The 17020-nt window shown below is 71.0% G+C and carries 15 protein-coding genes; 1 reads left to right on the top strand and 14 read right to left on the bottom strand.

Translation table 11 applies throughout. The features are described 5' to 3' along the window. Position 1 precedes the first annotated feature (1 nt). The 12 genes from ACIBEI_RS18810 to ACIBEI_RS18755 all read right to left on the bottom strand — a co-directional run bounded on the left by ACIBEI_RS18810 (position 2) and on the right by ACIBEI_RS18755 (position 14035). Positions 2–664, bottom strand: a complete 663-nt coding sequence (locus tag ACIBEI_RS18810) for an isochorismatase family protein (RefSeq protein WP_398890071.1) — start codon at positions 662–664, stop codon at positions 2–4. Next, complete coding sequence (locus ACIBEI_RS18805; RefSeq protein WP_398890069.1) at positions 661–1353, bottom strand: SRPBCC family protein; 693 nt, start codon at positions 1351–1353, stop codon at positions 661–663. The genes ACIBEI_RS18810 and ACIBEI_RS18805 overlap by 4 nt, the downstream gene beginning before the upstream one ends. A 3-nt stretch (positions 1354–1356) precedes the next feature. Beyond that, positions 1357–1923: a (2Fe-2S)-binding protein gene (locus ACIBEI_RS18800; protein WP_398890067.1), complete on the bottom strand. Its 567-nt coding sequence runs from the start codon at positions 1921–1923 to the stop codon at positions 1357–1359. Beyond that, positions 1920–4283 (bottom strand): xanthine dehydrogenase family protein molybdopterin-binding subunit, encoded by a 2364-nt coding sequence (locus ACIBEI_RS18795; protein WP_398890065.1) that lies wholly within the window; start codon positions 4281–4283, stop codon positions 1920–1922. The genes ACIBEI_RS18800 and ACIBEI_RS18795 overlap by 4 nt, the downstream gene beginning before the upstream one ends. Then, complete coding sequence (locus ACIBEI_RS18790; RefSeq protein WP_398890063.1) at positions 4280–5128, bottom strand: FAD binding domain-containing protein; 849 nt, start codon at positions 5126–5128, stop codon at positions 4280–4282. The genes ACIBEI_RS18795 and ACIBEI_RS18790 overlap by 4 nt, the downstream gene beginning before the upstream one ends. 55 nt (positions 5129–5183) lie before the next feature. Next, complete coding sequence (locus tag ACIBEI_RS18785; protein ID WP_398890061.1) at positions 5184–6581, bottom strand: MFS transporter; 1398 nt, start codon at positions 6579–6581, stop codon at positions 5184–5186. Between the two features lie 112 nt (positions 6582–6693). Further along, a complete protein-coding gene (locus tag ACIBEI_RS18780) occupies positions 6694–7962 on the bottom strand; it encodes an FAD-dependent monooxygenase (protein ID WP_398890059.1) in 1269 nt (422 codons plus the stop codon). Positions 7963–8051: 89 nt separating this feature from the next. Beyond that, the gene (locus tag ACIBEI_RS18775; RefSeq protein WP_398890057.1) at positions 8052–9083 is read right to left on the bottom strand and encodes a hypothetical protein; all 1032 of its coding nucleotides are present in this window, start codon (positions 9081–9083) and stop codon (positions 8052–8054) included. Positions 9084–9516: 433 nt separating this feature from the next. Next, complete coding sequence (locus ACIBEI_RS18770; RefSeq protein WP_398890055.1) at positions 9517–10191, bottom strand: response regulator; 675 nt, start codon at positions 10189–10191, stop codon at positions 9517–9519. Further along, complete coding sequence (locus ACIBEI_RS18765; protein ID WP_398890053.1) at positions 10188–11381, bottom strand: sensor histidine kinase; 1194 nt, start codon at positions 11379–11381, stop codon at positions 10188–10190. Before ACIBEI_RS18765 ends, ACIBEI_RS18770 begins: the two co-directional genes overlap by 4 nt. 107 nt (positions 11382–11488) lie before the next feature. Further along, positions 11489–12646 carry an ABC transporter substrate-binding protein gene (locus ACIBEI_RS18760; RefSeq protein ID WP_398890051.1) on the bottom strand — a complete coding sequence of 386 codons (1158 nt, stop codon included), beginning with the start codon at positions 12644–12646 and terminating at the stop codon, positions 11489–11491. Positions 12647–12787: 141 nt separating this feature from the next. Beyond that, a complete protein-coding gene (locus ACIBEI_RS18755; RefSeq protein WP_398890049.1) occupies positions 12788–14035 on the bottom strand; it encodes an MFS transporter in 1248 nt (415 codons plus the stop codon). 235 nt (positions 14036–14270) lie between these two features. On the opposite strand from ACIBEI_RS18755, the gene ACIBEI_RS18750 reads away from it, so the two are divergent. Continuing rightward, positions 14271–14894, top strand: a complete 624-nt coding sequence (locus ACIBEI_RS18750; protein ID WP_398890047.1) for a TetR/AcrR family transcriptional regulator — start codon at positions 14271–14273, stop codon at positions 14892–14894. A 75-nt stretch (positions 14895–14969) separates the two neighbouring features. On the opposite strand, the gene ACIBEI_RS18745 is transcribed toward ACIBEI_RS18750, so the two are convergent. Further along, positions 14970–15455 carry an SRPBCC family protein gene (locus tag ACIBEI_RS18745; protein ID WP_398890045.1) on the bottom strand — a complete coding sequence of 162 codons (486 nt, stop codon included), beginning with the start codon at positions 15453–15455 and terminating at the stop codon, positions 14970–14972. 46 nt (positions 15456–15501) lie between these two features. Then, entirely contained in the window at positions 15502–16908 is a 1407-nt protein-coding gene (locus ACIBEI_RS18740) for a flavin monoamine oxidase family protein (protein WP_398890043.1), read from the bottom strand. Positions 16909–17020 lie beyond the last annotated feature (112 nt).

Genomic DNA, 17020 nt, shown 5'->3' with positions numbered 1-17020 from the left:
ACTACGAGGCTGTCCTCGGCAGCCCGTCGAGGTAGCCGACGGCGTCCTTGAGGCCGATGACGTCGCCGTACTTGGCCTGGATGTCGAAGAGGTTCGCCTCGTGCGGACCGGGGGCACGGTCGCCGACGCACTCCCTCGGCACCAGCACCGAGAAACCGGACTGCACGGCGTCCACGGCGGTGGCCCGTACGCAGCCGCTCGTCGTCGCCCCGCACACCAGCACCGTGTCGCAGCCGAGTCCGGTCAGCAGGGCGGCCAGGGATGTGCCGAAGAACGCGGAGGCACCCTTCTTCACGATCAGATGGTCCTGCGGTGCCCGGGGCAGCCTCGGGTCGAGAGCGACCTCCTCGCTGCCTTCTACGAGGCTCCGCATGCCCTGTGCCTTCTGCAGCCAGGTGACAGCGTCGCCCGCTGCCTCGGCAGGTGTGTAGGCGATCGCGGTGAACACCACCGGTACGCCGGCGGGACGCGCCGCCGCGATCAACTCGCCCGTGGCGCCGACGACTTCAGTGAGGTCGGCTCCCGAGGGGAACCCCGGTTCGGTGAAGCCGCGCGTGAGGTCGACGACGATGACCGCGGGACGGCTCCCGCGACGCACGGGTGCTCCGAACCCGGCCCGCTCGTAGGTCCGTTCCGTCTCCTGCCCGTACTGGGCGTCGCTCATGACGTCCTCCGTAGGGCTCGCAACTCCCGTGCCTGGGCGCCCAGTCGACCGAGCAGCCAGCCCTCCAGGACACCGAAGGCGAACGCCCCGGCCACCAGGCCGTACTTGGCGGCTCGCGGGCCGAGCAACATCGCCAGGCCGTCGAGGTCGGAGTCCTGCGCGAGGGCCGGCTGCGCGGCGGCGGGAGCGGATGAAGATGCCGTCGTGGGTGGTGAGGCACTTGGCGAGGCGGCTCCGACGGCCCGGTCCTGGTCCAGCAGGCTCCCCAGGTTCCGCGCGAACTGCTGGAGGATGCGGTCCGACACCGTGACGATCGCGCCCTTGCCGAACTGGACGATCTTGCCCCGGATCACCAGGTCCGTGGAGAGCTGGAGCAGCGCTCCCTCGGGCGCCGCGAGGATCTCGAGAGCGACCTCCGCCTCCGCGTCCCCGCTGCCATGGGTGTCCGTACCGCGGGCGTGCACCCGCAGGCGCCGCTTCTCGGCGTCGGTCCCCAGGAAGCGGACGGTGCCCGCGTAGGACGCGCTGATGGGACCGACCCGGATCTTCACCCGGCCCCGCCAGGTGTCGCCGTCCTGCCCGTCGAGCGTGGCGCCCGGCATGCAGGACGCGACCCGTTCGACGTCGTTCAGCAGGGCGAAGACGTCGTCGGGGGAGGCCTTGATCGGCACTGTGTTGGTGAGCTGCATGCGTCAGTGCTCCTTGGTGGCAGAGCTGTCACAGAGGTTGGCGCAGGCCCCGCGGCGGGCCGTCGCGCAGGCGTCGATCGCCTCGACGATGGTCTGGTAGCCGGTGCACCGGCACAGATTCGAGGCGACCACTTCGCGGATCTCCTCCTTGTCCGCCTCGGGATGCTCGGCGAGGAACCCTTCGGCGAGCATCAGGAACCCGGGAGTGCAGAACCCGCACTGCAGCGCGTGGTGCTCGCTGAACGCCCGTTGCAGATCGTTGAGTTCACCGCCATCACCGCCATCACCGTCGCCGCCCGCTGACAATGACTCGACCGTGCGGATCCGCGCCCCTTCGGCCTGCGCCGCGAACATCAGGCAGGCGCGGACGGGCCTGTCGTCGACCAGCACCGTGCAGGCGCCGCAGATGCCGTGCTCGCATCCGACGTGCGTCCCGGTCAGCCGCAGGTCGTGCCGCAGTACGTCGACCAGGGTGCGGCGGGGTTCGGTGACCACGTCGTGCCGCTCGCCGTTGACGTCGAGAGTGATGAGCTGGAGGTCCGGGTGGGTCACCACGGGGTCGGTGTTCATGAGGACAACTCCAGGATCGGGGCGCTGTTGAGGGCGCGGTGCACGGTCTCGGGGGTGATCGGCGTGTGGTCGAGCTCGACGCCGGTCGGGCGCAGGGCGTCGTTGACTGCGTTGAGTACGGCGGCGGGCGCCCCGATCGTGCCGCCCTCGCCGGCCCCCTTCGCGCCGGTCTCGGTGAACGCGCAGGGCGTCTCCAGGTGATGGATCAGCACGTCGGGGATCTCGTGCGCGGTCGGCACCTTGTAGTCCATGAAGCCGGTCGCCGACGGTTCGCCCTGGGCGTCGTACGTCACCTGCTCGAACAGCGCACCCGCGATGCCCTGCGCGATGCCGCCCCGGCACTGCCCCTCCACCACCTGCGGGTTGATGGCGACCCCGCAGTCCTCGACGCACACGTACCGCAGGATCTCCACCTGCCCGGTGTCCGCGTGGAGTTCGACGACACAGGCGTGGGTGGCGTTGGAGAAGGTCCCGTCGTTGAAGACGTCGAAGGTGGCCGTGACCGACAGGCCCGGCTCGATGTCCTTCGGCAGCAAGTGGGCCTGGAGATAGGCGATGTCGGCGATCTCCTCGTAGGTGAGGACGTCGGCCGCGTTGCGGCGACGGGCGGCGCCGTCCGCCAGCTCCACCTCGTCCGGGGCAACTCCCCAGCGAGAGGCGGCGATCGCGCGCAGCTTGTCGCCGAGCTTCGCAGCGCCCAGGCGTACCGCGCTGCCGCCGATGGTGATGGACCGGCTGGCGAAGGTGCCGAAGCCGTAGGTGATGCGGTCGGTGTCGCCCTGATGGAGCCTCACCTTGGCGATGTCCAGGCCGAGTTCGTCGGCGACGATCTGCGCCATCGTCGTCTCGTGGCTCTGTCCGTGGTTCATGGTGCCAGTGGTGAAGGTGACCGTGCCGCTGGTGTCCATCCGTACCTCGGAGATGTCGAAGCCGGGCACCACCTTCATCTTGCGCTGCGCGAAGGCCGCCGAGCCGTACCCGGTGCGCTCGCTGAAGCACGAGTAGCCGATGCCGAGGTGCCGGCCCTCGGCCGCCGCCGCTGCCTGCTTCTCGTACCAGCCCTCCTCCCGGACGAGCAGCTCGCACAGATTGAGCGACTCCAGATAGGAGCCCGGGTCGTAGGTGATGCTGTTGACGCCCGTGTACGGGAAGTCGGTGATGACGTTGCGGCGGCGGATCTCGACCGGATCCAGGGCCAGTTCGCGGGCGGCGCGCTCGAAGAGCCGCTCCATGACCATGACGTACTGCGGCCGGCTCACCCCCCGATACGGCCCGGTGGGCGCCTTGTTGGTGGTGACCGCCCGGCCCCGCACCCGGTACGCGGGCACCTTGTAGACGCCGGGCATCTCGGCGGACGCCATCAGCGGCTCGATGCCGGCCGTGAAGGGGTAGCAGGAGTACGCGCCCATGTCGCAGACCACGTCCGTGTCGAGCGCGAGGATCCTGCCCTCGGCGTCGAAGGCCGCGCGCGCCCGGTAGTGCTGTTCGCGGGCCAGGAAGGACGCGGTCAGGGCGTCCTTGCGGTCCTCGATCCACTTGACCGGTCGACGCAGTCGCAGGGCGGCAGCGGCTGCGGCGATCTCCTCGCGGCCCACGACGCACTTCTGGCCGAACCCGCCGCCCATGTCCGGCACAACGACCCGGACGGCACGCTCGTCGAGGCGCAGGCAGCGGGACGCCACCGTCCTCACCTGGTGCGGGATCTGGGTGCAGGTGTGCAGGACGAGCTGCTCCTCGCGGTCGTCCCAGTCCGCCACGGCGCCCCGCGTCTCCAGCGGCAGCGCGTTCTGCCGTCCGGTCCTCGCGTCGACCTCGACGACACAGGCGGCCGAGTCGAAGATCCGGTCGATGCCGTCCGTCGCGAAGAGCGAGACGTCCACCAGGGTGTTGTGCGCCGCGTCGGCGTGGACGAGCGGAGCGCCGTCCGCGAACGCCGCCTCCTCGGACATCACCGGGGGCAGCGTGGCGTACGAGACCTTCGCCGCCTCCAGACCGTCCTCCGCCGCGTACGCGTCGCGGGCCACGACGATCGCGATCGGCTCCCCGACGTAACGGACCTTGTCGCGGGCCAGGACCGGCATCGCGGTCGGGACGAACTCCGAGAGCGGGCGCCCCAGTTGAGCGACGATGTCGCCCAGCTCCAGATCCTCGGCCGTGAACGCCGCGACGACGCCCGGGACTTCGAGCACAGCCGACACGTCCACCGAGGCCAGCTCGGCGTGCGCGACCGTGCTGCGTACGAACTGGGCGTGCAGCATGCCGGGCAGCGCGATGTCGTCGACGAACCGGCCGCGCCCGGCGAGCAGGCGCGGATCCTCGCGACGGCGAACCGCCCTGCCCACCAACTTCCGTTCGTTCATGAGGTCGTGGCCTCCTCACAGGCGCGCCGGACCAGGGTCCGCACGAGTTGCTTGCGGTAATGCGTACTGCCGGACGCGTCGGCGGGAGGCTCGACCGCCTCGGCCGCGGCGGACGCGCACGCCTCGAAGGAGCCGCCCTCGGCCAGTACGGCCTCCGCCTCCGGCACACGGACGGCAGCGGACGCCACCCCGCCGAGCGCCACCCGGCCCGACCGCACCTCGCCGTCCTCCACATCGAGGTCCACGGCGGCGGCCACGAGGGCGAAGTCCCCGCGTCGCTCGGCGAATTCGGTGAGCGCGGCGTGCGGCGCGGGACGGGGGAAGACGACCTCGACGAGCAGCTCGTCCGGGTCGAGGGCGGTTGTGTAGTAGCCCAGGAAGAAGTCCCCGGCCGGGATCACACGCTCTCCCCGCGGCCCGCGTGCCACGAACTCCGCGCCGAGTGTCATCGCGAGCAGACACCACTCGGCGGTGGCGTCGCCATGCGCCATGCTGCCGCCGACCGTGCCTCGGGTGCGGATCGGCAGGTGCCCGATCCAGGGCATGGCCTTCCTGAGGACCTCGAAGCCCGCCCCCAGCACCCCGGCCGGGTCGGTCTCCACCGTGTGATGGGTGGTGAGCGCCCCGATGCGCAGTCCGCCGTCGGCGTCCCGGCGCATCCGGTCCAGTTCCCGCAGCCCGCCGATGTCGACGAGGTGGCGCGGCCGGGCCAGCCGGTAGTTCATCATCGCGACGAGACTCTGTCCGCCGGCGATGACCTTGGCGTCGTCGCCGAGCTCGGCCAGCAGCCGCGCCGCTCCGTCGACGTCACGGGCCCGGTGGTACTGGAAGGGGGCGGGCTTCATGGTCCTCCTGTCGTACGTTCCGTCGTACCCGAGCGCGGGCGCTGTCCCGGACGGTTCAGATCGCCGCCTGCTCGGGGACGGCCTGGGCCGTGGCGGCCGGCGTCTCCTCCTCGTCGGCGTCGAGGACCCGGCCCTTCGTCTCCGGTGCCGCGAACGCCATCCAGACGACGGCCAGCAGCACCGCGATCCCCAGTACCGCGAAGGTCATCGGCAGCCCCAGCAGGGGCCACATGAGCGATCCGAAGATCATCGGGGCGAATCCGGTGAGGGCCCGGCTGACCGACGAGGCCCAGCCGAAGCCGCTGGCCCGCAGTTCGGTGGGATACAGCTCCGAGGCGTACGCGTACAGGACGGGAATCGTGAGCTGGATCAGGAAGCCGAAGACGGCGATCGCCACGACGGACCCGGTCGGCATCTCCATGACCAGGGCGAACACGACCAGCGCGAGGGACGCGACCGGTGCCGAGATCCCGATGATCCACTTGCGGCCGACGATGTCGACGAGGGCCGTGGACACCAGCACACCGACGATGCCGACCCCGCTCATGAGGGTGGTCTTCATGAAGGCCGCCGTGTCACCGAGACCCTCTTCCCGCAGGATGGTCGGCATCCAGCTCAGGGCCGCGTAGTAGACCAGCATGATGGTGGCGAACAGCGCCCAGGCCGCGGAGGTGATGCGCGGGCTGAAGCTCCAGATGCGGCGCAGCTGCTCGGCCGCGGCGGCCACCCCGCGTGGCCCGGTCTCGGCGGGGGGCTCCGGAATCGTGTACGGCACGACCGGGGCGCCGGTGCGGGCGACCAGGTCGTCGATGACCTTCCGGGCCTCGACCTCGCGGCCCTTCTTCGTCAGGTAGATGGGCGACTCCGGGATGCCACGGCGCGCCCAGAACAGCAGCAGCGCGGGCAGGACCATCGTCGCGAGCATCCACCGCCAGTTCCCGTCGACCGTCAGCAGCGCCGTCGACACGAACCCGCACAGCGTGACGCCCACCGGCCACCACACGTCGAGCCCGGTGAGTATCCGGCCCCGGTACTTGCGCGGCGAGAACTCGCTGACCAGCGCGTAGTCCACGGGGATACAGCCGCCGAGGCCGATGCCCGCGAGGAAACGCAGTGCGAGGAAGACGGGGTACGTGGGCGAGAGGGCACCGAGGACGGAGAACAGGGCGAAGATCAGCAATGTGATGCTGAAGGCCTTCTTCCGGCCGATCCGGTCCGCGACCGAGCCCCAGGCGATGGCGCCCACGGCCATGCCGACGAGGTTGGCGGTCGCGACGAGCCCGCGATCGCTCAGCGAGAGGTCGAACTGCTCACCCACGAGCGGCATGAGGAAGCCGTTCAGGGCGATGTCGTACGCGTCGAACAGGTAGCCGAGGCCGCCGATGATGAAGATCTTTCCCTGGACGGGCCATTTCCAGGGGAGTTCCTGAACTATCTGATCGCCTGTTTTCACGTTCGCTCCACGGTGTTGCGTGTCTGGTACGTGCCGCACGATTGCGGACGCGTCTTTCGCGGGGCTCCGGCGTGCGGACCGGATGGTGAGGGGGGTGGCGGTTCCTAGGGCCTCAGCGGGCGAACTGGTAGGAGAACGCGCCGAGATCCGGGTCGTTGAGCGGGGTGCCCGACCACAGCCAGTCGTAGGACAGGTCCGACTCCCCGTCGAAGTTCTTGAGCTTCTCGTCCCTGGCCCGCTGCTCGGGGCCGTCGGGCAGGTGGTAGAAGGCCTTGTTCCGCAGCGACGCCTCCTGGACCATTCCGGCGTGCTTGGCGCGCCGGTCGACATAGCGGCGCAGCGCTCCCTCGATGCCGGCGGCCGTGACCGCGCCGAGTTCCTCGGCCAGCACGGCGGCGTCCTCCATGGCCTGCGAGGCGCCCTGTGCCTGGTAGGGGAGCATCGCGTGGCAGGCGTCGCCGAGGAGGGCGACCCGGCCGTCCATCCACACCGGGTCACGGCGCCGGTGGTGGAGCGCGAAGGCGGAGACGTCCTCCTTCGCCTTGGACAGCATGGCCGGTACGCGGTCGTCCCAGCCGGGGAAGGCGTCCACGAGATCCTGCGCGGTCGCGGACACGCTCCACTTCTCGGCGACCTCGTCCGTGCAGGGCACGCACGCCACGACGTTGAGGTACTCGCCGCCGCGGATCACGTAGTGCACGAGGTGCCGGTCGGGCCCGTACCAGATGGTGCTCTGGAAGCGGTCCATGAGCCAGCGCGTCGCCGGGTCGGCGGCGATCAGATCGCCGGGGATCAGCGCCCGGAAGGCCATCTCGCCGGAGAACTCCAGGGTGTCGGGGAGGCCCATCAGGTCACGTGTCTGTGAGCGGATGCCGTCGGCGCCGATGAGCGCGTCGCCGACGTGGCGGCGCCCGTCGTCGGTGATCGCCACGGGACGCTCGGGGTCCGTGCGGTCCAGCTCGACGACCTTGCTGGCGGTGTGCACCTCCACGACGGGGCCGGGGCCGGCGGGGTCGACGCACGCGTCCAGCAGGATGCGGTGGAGATCGGCCCGGTGGTAGTGCCAGTACGGCGCGTTGAACTGCTCCTTGACGCGCTGCCCCAGCGAGGTCAGGCCGACGATGCCGCCGTCCTTCCACCGCCGCCGCACCTGATCGAGCGGCTCGGTGTGGATGGCCTCCATCTGCCGGCGCAGCCCCAGCCCCATCAGCACCCGGCTCGCGTTGGGTGCCGTCTGGATGCCCGCGCCGACCTCGCCGAGTTCGGCCGCCTGCTCCAGGACGGTGACCCGCAGGCCCCGCTGCCGAAGGGCCAGCGCGGCGGTGAGCCCGCCGAGACCTCCCCCGACGACGGTGACTTCGTACGACTGACTGGACGCCACTCTTCCTCCAACTGGCGGGCGTGTACGGGTGGTTCGTGCGCGGTCCGGTCGCGCGGCGACCGTGAGGGCCGGCGCGAGGGTGGGCGCGGTCAGCCGTCGGTGAGCTTTCCGCCGGTGACGACCTCGACGTCGTCGACGGTGACGGTGCAGCCGCGCATCGCGATGTCGAGGTGGGCGTACGACTCACGCCCGAGGACCGGATGCGGGCCCGTCGACCACAGGAAGTTCCCGGCGAAGGCGCGGGCGTCCATGCCCATCAGGTCGTCCTTGCCGTACATCGCCGTGGCGAACCAGTCGGCCGTACGCATCAGACCCCACCCCATGTGGGAGAGGCTGCGCGCCCATTCGTCCTGGGCGTCCTCGAAGAAGGTCGACAGCAGCTCGGCCTCGGCGCCGCCGGACACCTTCTCGATGTGCCCGCCCGCGATCTGCAGGGTGACGGGGGATCGGACGTACTCCTTGAACGGCAGCAGGATGTCGCCCTCGGCGAGCACGATCTGCCCGTCGGAGATCTCCGGCCAGCACAGCACCATGGTGCTGGGCCAGTGGTCCCAGCGGCCCGGGTCGTCGGCGAAGCCGCACTGGAACTCCGGCTTGGATCCGGCGAGTTGAACGGTCAGGTCGGTGCCCGCGTCAGAGGTGACCCGCATGACGGACGACCGCTTCAGCAGGTCGACGCCCTCCAGCACCTCGGCCTTGTCGCCCTCCTTGGGGAGGTTGCGGATCAGCACGTCGGGGGCGTCGCAGACGAAGATGATGCGGGTGCCGGCGCGCAGGATCTCCTGCTGGACCGGCGCGTGGATGAAGCCCTCGCGGGTCAGGTCGACGACCAGGTCGGCCGACTTCAGCAGATCCTGCGCGGTGGTGTCGTTGAGTACGGAGACCAGGCCCGGACCCGCACCGGTGTGGGTGCTGGGCATCGGCGCGGGGCTGCCGCCGGGCACGGTCGCGGAGATGACATGCGCCCCGCACGCCTTGGCGGCGCCGAAGGCGGCCGCGATGTAGTCACCGCGGCTGCCGGGCTCGGACAGCACCACGACGTGCTCGCCGCTGCGCACCTTGCACAGCTTCAGCTCGCGGGTGAAGGCGTCGAGCAGATCGACGGACGAAAGATCGAACACGGGCTTCCTCCGGGGTTCGCTGGGGGGTTCCGATCGCGTCCACTGCGGGCTGCGGGCATGGCGCAGACACGCTCCGGGCACGGCGACGGAAGGGGAGAGCGACAGTCGGGGAGAGGACGGAAAGGGAGAGCGAAAAAGGGGAGACGGGGAGCGGAGGCAGGGGGGACAGACCCTGCTGCGCATGAGTTGAGCAGCGGTTTCGGGACGGTGGGGTGCCGCCCGACAGAGATAATCCGAACACGTACTATCTCGGCTTGGCAAGGGGTCGCGCGCCGAGTTAACACGGTTATTTCATGACGGCCCGTCAGGTAAATCCGGCATTTCCGGCTCAGCCTCGGCTTCGCTCGCGCACGGTTCCCGGGTGCTCGTCACGCCCCGGTCGACTGAGGGAGGGCTTGTGCGGGCGGGCGTGTGGGGGCGACGGCCGGACGCCTCATCCGCCGATTTCGAGCAGTCCGCGCCGGACGGCCTCCGACACCGTGCCGGCCCGATTCTCGGTGCCGAGCTTGCGGTAGATGCGGACGAGATGCGTCTTGACCGTGGCCTCGGAGAGGTGCAGGGCTCCCGCGATGGCCCGGTTGCTGTGTCCCTGGGCGAGAAGCCTGATGACCCCGAGTTCCCGCTCACTCAGCACCGGGCCGCCGCTCATCGTCCCGCCGATCAGCTGAGCGGTGGCCTCCGGGGCCAGGCCCATGCCTCCGGCCGCGGCGGCGCGTACCGCCCGGAAGAGTTCCTCGGGCGGGCCCGCCTTGAGGACATAGCCACGGGCGCCGGCCTCCATGGCACGGACGACGTCGCCTCTGTTGCCGTAGCTGGTCAGGACGACGACGTTCGCGCCGGGAACGGCGGCCGTGATCCGGCGTGTCGCGGTGATGCCGCCCACCTCGGCGTCGGAACCCGTGCCGCCGTCCTGCGTCAGCCGCAGGTCCATCAGGACCACGTCGGGCCGGTGCCGGCCGGCGAGAAGCACGGCCTGCTCGCCGTCGCCCGTCTCGTCGATCACGTCGAAACCGGGCTCGCCCTCCAGCAGGGCCCGCAGACCGGCTCGTACCACGGCATGGTCGTCCACGATCAGGATCCGTACCCCGACCGCGGGAGCCTCGCTCACGCCGCGCCCGCGGTGACGCGCGCCCGCACCGGGACGGTGGCTCTGGCCCGGGTCCCGCGGCCGGGCACTCCGTCGACGGTGAGCGTGCCTTCCAGCTCGGCCAGCCGGTCGCGTGCGGCGGTCAGTCCGAATCCACGCCCCTCCCTTCCGGGGAGCGTGGCCGCCGGGTCGAAACCCGTTCCGTCGTCGCTCACCTCGACCGCCACGGCCCCGTCCGCGTGGTGAAGCGTGACCCGGACATGCGTGGCGCGGGCGTGCTCGCACGCGTTCGCCAGCAGCCCGCGGGTCACGCGCAGGAGGGCGACGGCCCGGTCGGCGGGTACGGGACCGGCCTCACCCCGTGTGCAGACGGAGACCGCGGGAGCTCCCGGAGCCGCGTCGGCGCGAGCGCAGAGGTCGTGCAGTGCCGTCTCCAGGCCGTCGCGTTCCAGGCCGGGCGGGGTGAGGTCGTGGATGATGCCGCGGGTCTCCGCGAGATGCGTGCCGAGCGCGTCGACAACGGTCCGCACCTGTCGCCTGGCCGCGTCCGGCCGGCGTTCCCAGTCCCGGTCGGCGGCCTGGAGCAGCATGCGGCTCCCGGCGATCTCCTGGGCCAGGGTGTCGTGCAGGTCGCGGGCCAGGCGGGCCCGCTCGGCAAGGCGCCCGGCCTCGCGCTGTCGTGCCGCCAACTCGCCTCTGGTGGCGGTCAGTTCGCGCATCAGCCGGTCCTGGGCGCGGTGCAGGGCCACGGTCGCCCAGATGGCCGCGGTCGGCGGTGCGACGAGTTCGAGGTCGAACCCGCCGCCGGTCCTGGTGAGCGTCGCCACGAGCAGCGCGGTCGTCAGCCAGAGCCCCGCGAGAGGCAGCCGGCGTCCGGGCATGCGCTGTGCGACGACGGCCAGGGGGACGGCCAACCAGACGTACCCGGTGGCGAGTCCGGACGGAAGGGCCCAGCAGACGTACCCCCACAGCAGCAGGAGCAGGCCCAGCCAGGCGGGCCTGCCCCGGGTGCCGAGCCGGTCCCATCGCGCCAGCCCGCCCACGTACGCCAGGGCCAGCAGCACGATGGGCGGGGCGACGATCCAGCACAGCCACGTGTGCACGGCGAAGAGCCGGGCGAGGGTGCCGACGACGACGGTCAGGAAGACCAGGTGCGGAAGGTGCCACGCCGACAGGGACAGCCTGCGCAGGGCGGAACGAGAGGGGGACACGGCAGCGGCTCCCTGCTGGGTGACGGTCATGACAGGGCGGCAGACTTTAACCCGAACCTGTGTGTGACCGGCGTAAACCGGCAGGGAGCCGCAGGAGGCCATCCGCGTCAGCGGCCCGGGTGCAGGCCGAGGACCCCGGGGGAGGGGGCGCCCTGGACCTCGCCGAAGTACAGCGCGAAGGTCTGCTTGAGCTGTTCGACCCTCGCGCGGTCCTCCATGAACACCGGGAACCCGTCGAGGTTGGCGTCCTTGTACTCCCAGATCGGCCTGAGACCGCTCTTCAGCGGGACATCCGTACGGACCGACCAGCCGCTGTACGACGACCCCTGGACCTCGGGGGACAGCATCCAGTTCAGGTACAGCTTGGCGGCCGTGGGGTGGGCGCCCTGCCGCAGGATCGCGGCCCGCTGGCCCCACGCCATGAACGGGTGACCCTCGCTGGGAAGAGCCCACCGCGACGCCCCGCCGGTGGCGAGCAGGCTGCCCGACGAACCGACGCCGACGCTCTTCTGCCCGGCGCCCACCGCGACGCCCGCCTTGTGGGAGCCGCGGGCGAACTGCGGCTGCTGCCCGGCGAACTTCGCGACCCACTCCCAGCCGTACTTCCGCACGTAGAGCGAGAACAGATAGAGCACCGCGTCGTCGTCGTGCGGGTACGAGGAGGCGATGGCGCCCTTCCACCGCGGGTCGACGAAGTCCAGCGGTGTACGGGGCACGTCGGCGCCGACCGCCGCCACGTTGTAGACGAAGCTGAAGGCGACCGCCATGACCGCCGTCCAGGCACCGCCCGGGTCCTTGAACTTCGAGTGGACGGCGGAGAACCCGGCGGGCTTGTAGGGCAGCAGTTCGCCCTGCCGGGTCCAGCGGGTGAAGTCCTGCAAGGTCTGGAGCTGGACGACATCCGGGACCAGGGTGCCCGTGGCGAGCTGGTTGTCGATCCGTACGTCGTGGAACTTGCTGTAGTCCACGACGATCGTCAGATCGATGTCGGGGAACCTGCTCCTGAACCCTGCCCTGACGCCGGCCAGCTGGTCGTCGACGTCACCGCCCGCGTAGACGACGAGTTTTCCGCCCTCGGCGAGAGCGGCCTCGTACAGCTGGTCGAGCGAACGGGTCTCCTCGCGGCCGGAGGCGCCGGAGGACGACCGGGCGCTGTTGCCGCGCCCGGTCTCCGCGGCGCTCGCCGTGGCGGCCCCGGTCGCTGCGGCCAGTGTCGCTCCGGCACCGACCGCGAGAACGTTGCGCCTGCTGATGTTGCTGGACATGAGTGGGGTGGGTCCTTTCTCCGCCTGCTGGGCGTGGGTCTCGCACGTCGCGGCCCCGGCTTCGATCCGGGGCGACCGCGGACGAGACGAGTCTCCGGCCGCGGCGCGTGCCGACGCATCGCCCATAAGCACGCACCCCGTTCAACCCTTCGGTGGAACGGCGCTCCTTGCGGCCTGCGGAGAACAATCGGTACGGACCGGGCTCGGCGGCCGGGTGAAATGGCGGGCGCAGGCGAGGACAAGAACCGCCAGGGCGGCCGGTGCCGCGTAGGCGAGACGGAAATCGCCGGTGGAGCCCAGGAGCCCGCTCACCGCCCCACCGGTCACCACGCCCGCGTAGTTGAAGAGGTTCAGACGGGCCAGGATCGCCTCCGAGGCAGCGGGACGCAGCCGTGCGGCGGAGGCCAGACACAGCGGCGCCAGGACGGAGGCCCCCAGGCCCACCACCCCGGCCGAGAACACGGCGAACGGCCAGCTCGGCGCCGCCGCCATGCCCGCCAGGGCGCCCGCGACCAACAGTGCGGCGATGCGGACGACGGCGACCGCTCCGATCCTCTGCACGAGCCGGTCGGTGGCGGCGCGGCCGACGACCGTGCCCGCCTGGTAGGCCGCGTACGCCATCGGCGCGACCGTGAGTGACGCGGCGAGGGTCTGGCGCAGATAGACCGCCGACCAGGCCGAGACGGTGGAGTCCACGACGTAGACGACGAGGAGGACCAGGCCGAAGGGAAGGAGCCGGATCCACACACGGCGCCCCAGCGGCGGCTCCGCCGGAGTGTCCGACGGCTCTTCGGAGGAGGCGGGCAGGGCGTGCGTGCGGATACAGAGGGCCAGGACGAGCAGGATGCCCGCCTGAAGGTTCAGTCCGTCCGCCACCGGCCACTCCAGCCGGGCCGCCCCGGCGGTGAGCAGGGCCGCGACGACACCACCCACGCTCCACGCCGTGTAGAAGAAGCCGAAGACACTGCGGCCGTAGGCGCGTTCGATCGCCGCTGCCCGGGTGTTGACCCCGACGTCGAGGGCGCCGACAGCGATCCCGAAGAGGATGTACGCGCAGCCGACGGCAGCCTGGCCGGGGGCCCACCCGATCAGCGTCAGCGCGGCGGCGGCCGTCAGCAGGGCCCCGCGCATCGTGGCCACGGGACCGGCGCGACGGACCGCGACCAGCCCGAGGAAGCTGCCGCCCCCGGCCGTCAGCGCCACCGTGACCATCAGGGTGGTCGTCAGGAGGGGAGAGAGCCTCAGGTGTTCGGTGACTGCGGGGACGGTCGTGTACACGGCGGCCACGGCCACACCCTGCGCGGCGAACGCGAGGGTCGTCACCCTTCGGGCGCCGGCCCTGGCGGCGGGGCGCCCGGCCCCCGCCCGGCCTGGAGCGCTGAAGGTCATGCCCACAACGTAGCCAGGCGTGACAGGGTCGACGCAGGACGCGAAGGGCCGCACAGGGGACTTCGGGGGCCAGCCGCGCGAACGGTCATGCCCGTGCGAAGGGTCATGCCCGTGCCGGTTACGCCCGCAGGGCCGGGGCCGGACCTCGGGGGCCGCGCAACCTCGGAACCGGTCTCCGTGAAGCCTGACTTGTTCGGACGACTTGTTCGTGAGACTCAGTCGGTATGATGGAGTCATGGCTCATGTCTCCGCGGCCGAGCGCCGTCCTCAGCTGATCAAAGCGGCCATCGACTTCATGACGAGGGAGGGAGTCGCGGCCGGCAGTACGCGGGCGATCGCCGCCGAACTGGGGGTGGCCCAGGCCACGGTGCACTACACCTTCGGCACGAAGGAAGGCCTGTACCGCGCCGTCATGGAGCAGCTCACGCAGGATCTGCTGGCGCAGGTCGAAGCGGCCGCGCCGGCCGACGGCGGTTTCGAGGAGACGGTCGGCGCTCTGGCGGCCGCGCTCTGGCGGACGGTGCGTGAACAGCCCGCGAGCCATCAACTCCTCACGGAACTGACCATGTTCGCACTCCGCTCCCCAGCCCTCGGCGAGGCCCTCGAAGCCCACTACCGTGGCGTGACCGAGGTGACCGCGAGGCTGATCACCGAGGCGGCCGAGCGTACGGGCCGGCCCCTGGCCCAGCCCGTGGAGACGATCGCGCGGTTCTTCCTCGCCGGTTTCGACGGGCTCACGCTGCAACACCTCTCGCTCCCCGCCGAGGAGGCCGAGCGCACCTGCCTCCAGGCCCTCGTGTCCGCCGTCGTGGCCATGGCCGGCGGGCGGCTGGACCTGGTGCCCGTACCCGCGAACTGACAACAGCGCGGGGCGCACTCGTACGTGACGAGTGCGCCCCGCACCGTTGTCGGCACCCGTGACCAGCGGCCGTGGTCAGTGTCGCGCGTTGAGAGTCTCGGAGCGGATCAAGGTGTTCAGGTTGGCCATCGAGGTGCGCATGTTCGCGCGCATGCCCGGTCGCTGTATCCGGTCGAGCACGAGCCCGACGGGGCCGAGGCCGATGGCGTATTCCACCTTGTACGTCATCCGCGTCGCGTCCCTCCCTTCTGCGCCCCTGACCGGCTGGAACTCGAAGATGCTGGTCACCGCCTTCAGCGGGGCGAACCCGACCCCGGTGTCGACGCGACGGATCAGCGGATCGATCTCCACCACGGTCCACACCGAGTCGGTGCGCAGCGGGCCGAGGGTGCGGTTGCGTTCGGCGTAGGTCCTGCCCACGGTGGCGATGCCGTGGTGGTCGGTGACCTCGATCGCGCCGGCGACCCATTCGGCGTACCGGTCGGTGCGGGAGACGATCTCCCAGACCCGCTCGACGGGAGCGTCGATGACGGCGTGTTCGGTGACGTGGAAGCTGGTCATGGCTGGTTCTCCTCTTCTGTGTCTGTTCAGTTCGTTCTGTGTCCGCTCAGTTCCGGTGCAGGAGTTCGGTGGCGGCGTGCTCGCCGGAGCGGACCGCGCCGTCCATGAAGCCGTTCCAGTACGGGGAGAACTCGGACCCGGCCCAGTGCACGCGCCCGAACGTCCGGCCCAGCCACTCCCCGTACTCGGTCAGCACTCCGGGGGCGGCGACGGACGTGGGCCCGCCCCGGGTCCACTGCTCGGCGGTCCAGTCCTGCTCGACGTAGTCGACGGTGTCGTAGGCCCGTTCCCCGACGACCTGGGCGAAGGAGCGCAGCACCGCGCCACGGCGTTCGCCCGCGGGGCGGTGAGCCCACTTGCGCCACTCCTTGCCGCCGAGGAATCCCATGAGCACGCCCGGTCCACCGTCGGGCGGGCTGTTGTCGAACACCTCGCGGATCGGCGACCCGCCCTTCAGCAGGCCCATGCCGGACAGCCCCTCGGCCCGCCAGAACGGGGTGTCGTAGACCGCCACGCACTTCATGAGTGTGCCGAAGGGCAGCCGCTGGAACAGCTGGTCCTGCTGCGGCGGCAGCAGCGGGTCCCAGACGATCCGCGAGGCCACGAGCGGCGGTACGGCGACGATCACCCGGTCGGCCCGCCAGTCGCCGGCGTCGGAGACCACGGTGACCCCGCCCGCGTCCTGGCTGATGCGGCGCACCGGGGCCGACAGATGGACACGGCCGTCGAGTTCCTCGGCCAGCCGTGTCGCGACCAGCTGTGAACCGCCGACGAACCGGCTGTCCTGGGCGCCGCCGGAGGTACCGGTACCGCGCTCCATGGTGCCCGGGTGGGTCTCGTCACCGAAGGTCGAGACGTACCAGAGGCTGAACAGGGCCGAAGCGTCGCGCGCCTCCCCGCCGTAGGCGGAGTTGAGGAAGATGTTGATCAAGTCGACGGCGTCGCCGGTGATTTCGGCCTTGCGCAACCAGGTCTCGTACGTCATTCCGTCCAGGTCACGGGCGTTCGGGGCCCGCCACGGCGCCGCCGGGGGCACCTTGCCGGCCGCCTGGCCTATCCGGGCCAGGGCGATGCCCATGTCGGGCAACGCCAGCAGGTCCGGGGGCGTGTGCCCGGAGAACCGCCTGGCCCTGCCGTCGCGGACGTAGACCCGGTCCCCGGGAACGGCGGCCTCGTACGTGGCCACGCCGACCTCCTTGGCCAGCGCCAGGACGCGGTCCTGGGTCGGGCCGACGAACTGCCCCCCGATCTCGGTCACTCGGCCGTCACCGAGGTCGTGGTTGAGCAGCCGTCCGCCGACCCGGTCACGGGCTTCCAGGACAGCCACGGACTTGTCTGCCGCGACGAGTTCGCGCGCCGCGGTCAGTCCGGCCAGTCCCGCGCCGATGACGACGACGTCGGCCTCGCGACTCCAGCGCCTTTCGGCGGTCTGCGTGCTGTGCGTGCTGCTCATGGTCACTCCCTGGCTGCCGACGGCGAAGCGGTCGATGAACAACGTACACGTGACATTGTCAACCGACAAGGTCGAGCGATTTTATCGTCCGCATACACCTCTTGAGCTGCGC

Origin of the sequence: Streptomyces sp. NPDC050988 (assembly GCF_044456225.1) — a bacterium.
Classification (GTDB): Bacteria; Actinomycetota; Actinomycetes; order Streptomycetales; family Streptomycetaceae; genus Streptomyces.
The sequence above is the reverse complement of the archived record's forward strand: the minus strand, read 5'-3'. Positions and strand labels throughout refer to the sequence as shown.

Excerpts from the sequence above, each read along its gene's own strand:
- ACIBEI_RS18800 (WP_398890067.1), bottom strand. The coding sequence starts at position 1,923 with ATGAACACCGACCCCGTGGTGACCCACCCGGACCTCCAGCTCATCACT.
- ACIBEI_RS18805 (WP_398890069.1), bottom strand. The coding sequence starts at position 1,353 with ATGCAGCTCACCAACACAGTGCCGATCAAGGCCTCCCCCGACGACGTC.
- ACIBEI_RS18745 (WP_398890045.1), bottom strand. The coding sequence starts at position 15,455 with ATGACCAGCTTCCACGTCACCGAACACGCCGTCATCGACGCTCCCGTC.
- ACIBEI_RS18810 (WP_398890071.1), bottom strand. The coding sequence starts at position 664 with ATGAGCGACGCCCAGTACGGGCAGGAGACGGAACGGACCTACGAGCGG.
- ACIBEI_RS18740 (WP_398890043.1), bottom strand. The coding sequence starts at position 16,908 with ATGAGCAGCACGCACAGCACGCAGACCGCCGAAAGGCGCTGGAGTCGC.
- ACIBEI_RS18760 (WP_398890051.1), bottom strand. The coding sequence starts at position 12,646 with ATGTCCAGCAACATCAGCAGGCGCAACGTTCTCGCGGTCGGTGCCGGA.
- ACIBEI_RS18750 (WP_398890047.1), top strand. The coding sequence starts at position 14,271 with ATGGCTCATGTCTCCGCGGCCGAGCGCCGTCCTCAGCTGATCAAAGCG.
- ACIBEI_RS18755 (WP_398890049.1), bottom strand. The coding sequence starts at position 14,035 with ATGACCTTCAGCGCTCCAGGCCGGGCGGGGGCCGGGCGCCCCGCCGCC.
- ACIBEI_RS18795 (WP_398890065.1), bottom strand. The coding sequence starts at position 4,283 with ATGAACGAACGGAAGTTGGTGGGCAGGGCGGTTCGCCGTCGCGAGGAT.
- ACIBEI_RS18790 (WP_398890063.1), bottom strand. The coding sequence starts at position 5,128 with ATGAAGCCCGCCCCCTTCCAGTACCACCGGGCCCGTGACGTCGACGGA.